Annotated in this window: 1 rRNA gene; it reads left to right on the top strand. The window is 58.0% G+C overall.

From position 1 onward, the window contains the following. The first annotated feature begins 196 nt into the window (after positions 1–196). Positions 197–1,729: ribosomal RNA gene (locus ABZ249_RS31860) — 16S ribosomal RNA — on the top strand. Positions 1,730–1,742 lie beyond the last annotated feature (13 nt).

The raw sequence follows: 1,742 nt of genomic DNA, 5'->3' as shown, positions 1-1,742 counted from the left end.
GGGCTTGTACGGGAAGGGCGGTTGCTTCTTGAGAACTCAACAGCGCGTGTTCGATTTTTACAGCCAAGTTTGTTTTGGCCCCGTCACACGAGAATCGGTGAGATTCGAGTGTGCGAGGTTCCTTTGATTGAGCCAGAGATGGTTCGGTCAGGATTTCTTCTAGGTTTCCAGACCCACGCTGGTCTGGTGCAAGACCTTTATGGAGAGTTTGATCCTGGCTCAGGACGAACGCTGGCGGCGTGCTTAACACATGCAAGTCGAGCGGTAAGGCCCTTCGGGGTACACGAGCGGCGAACGGGTGAGTAACACGTGAGCAACCTGCCCCTGACTCCGGGATAAGCGGTGGAAACGCCGTCTAATACCGGATACGACCCTCCTCCGCATGGTGGGGGGTGGAAAGTTTTTTCGGTCGGGGATGGGCTCGCGGCCTATCAGCTTGTTGGTGGGGTAACGGCCTACCAAGGCGATTACGGGTAGCCGGCCTGAGAGGGCGACCGGCCACACTGGGACTGAGACACGGCCCAGACTCCTGCGGGAGGCAGCAGTGGGGAATATTGCGCAATGGGCGAAAGCCTGACGCAGCGACGCCGCGTGGGGGATGACGGCCTTCGGGTTGTAAACCTCTTTTACCACTCACGCAGGCCCCACGTTTTCGTGGGGTTGACGGTAGGTGGGGAATAAGGACCGGCTAACTACGTGCCAGCAGCCGCGGTAATACGTAGGGTCCGAGCGTTGTCCGGAATTATTGGGCGTAAAGAGCTCGTAGGCGGCGTGTCGCGTCTGCTGTGAAAGACCGGGGCTTAACCCCGGTTCTGCAGTGGATACGGGCATGCTAGAGGTAGGTAGGGGAGACTGGAATTCCTGGTGTAGCGGTGAAATGCGCAGATATCAGGAGGAACACCGGTGGCGAAGGCGGGTCTCTGGGCCTTACCTGACGCTGAGGAGCGAAAGCATGGGGAGCGAACAGGATTAGATACCCTGGTAGTCCATGCCGTAAACGTTGGGCGCTAGGTGTGGGGACTTTCCACGGTTTCCGCGCCGTAGCTAACGCATTAAGCGCCCCGCCTGGGGAGTACGGCCGCAAGGCTAAAACTCAAAGGAATTGACGGGGGCCCGCACAAGCGGCGGAGCATGTTGCTTAATTCGACGCAACGCGAAGAACCTTACCAAGGTTTGACATCACCCGTGGACCTGTAGAGATACAGGGTCATTTGGTTGGCGGGTGACAGGTGGTGCATGGCTGTCGTCAGCTCGTGTCGTGAGATGTTGGGTTAAGTCCCGCAACGAGCGCAACCCTTGTTCCATGTTGCCAGCACGTAATGGTGGGGACTCATGGGAGACTGCCGGGGTCAACTCGGAGGAAGGTGGGGACGACGTCAAGTCATCATGCCCCTTATGTCTTGGGCTGCAAACATGCTACAATGGCCGGTACAATGGGCGTGCGATACCGTGAGGTGGAGCGAATCCCTAAAAGCCGGTCTCAGTTCGGATTGGGGTCTGCAACTCGACCCCATGAAGGTGGAGTCGCTAGTAATCGCGGATCAGCAACGCCGCGGTGAATACGTTCCCGGGCCTTGTACACACCGCCCGTCACGTCATGAAAGTCGGCAACACCCGAAACTTGTGGCCTAACCCTTCGGGGAGGGAGTGAGTGAAGGTGGGGCTGGCGATTGGGACGAAGTCGTAACAAGGTAGCCGTACCGGAAGGTGCGGCTGGATCACCTCCTTTCTAAGGAGTCTTT

The organism is Nocardiopsis sp. NPDC006139 (genome assembly GCF_040614155.1).
In the GTDB taxonomy this organism is placed as follows: domain Bacteria; phylum Actinomycetota; class Actinomycetes; order Streptosporangiales; family Streptosporangiaceae; genus Nocardiopsis; species Nocardiopsis changdeensis.
Note: the sequence above shows the minus strand (reverse complement) of the source record. Positions and strands in the feature narration are given on the sequence as shown.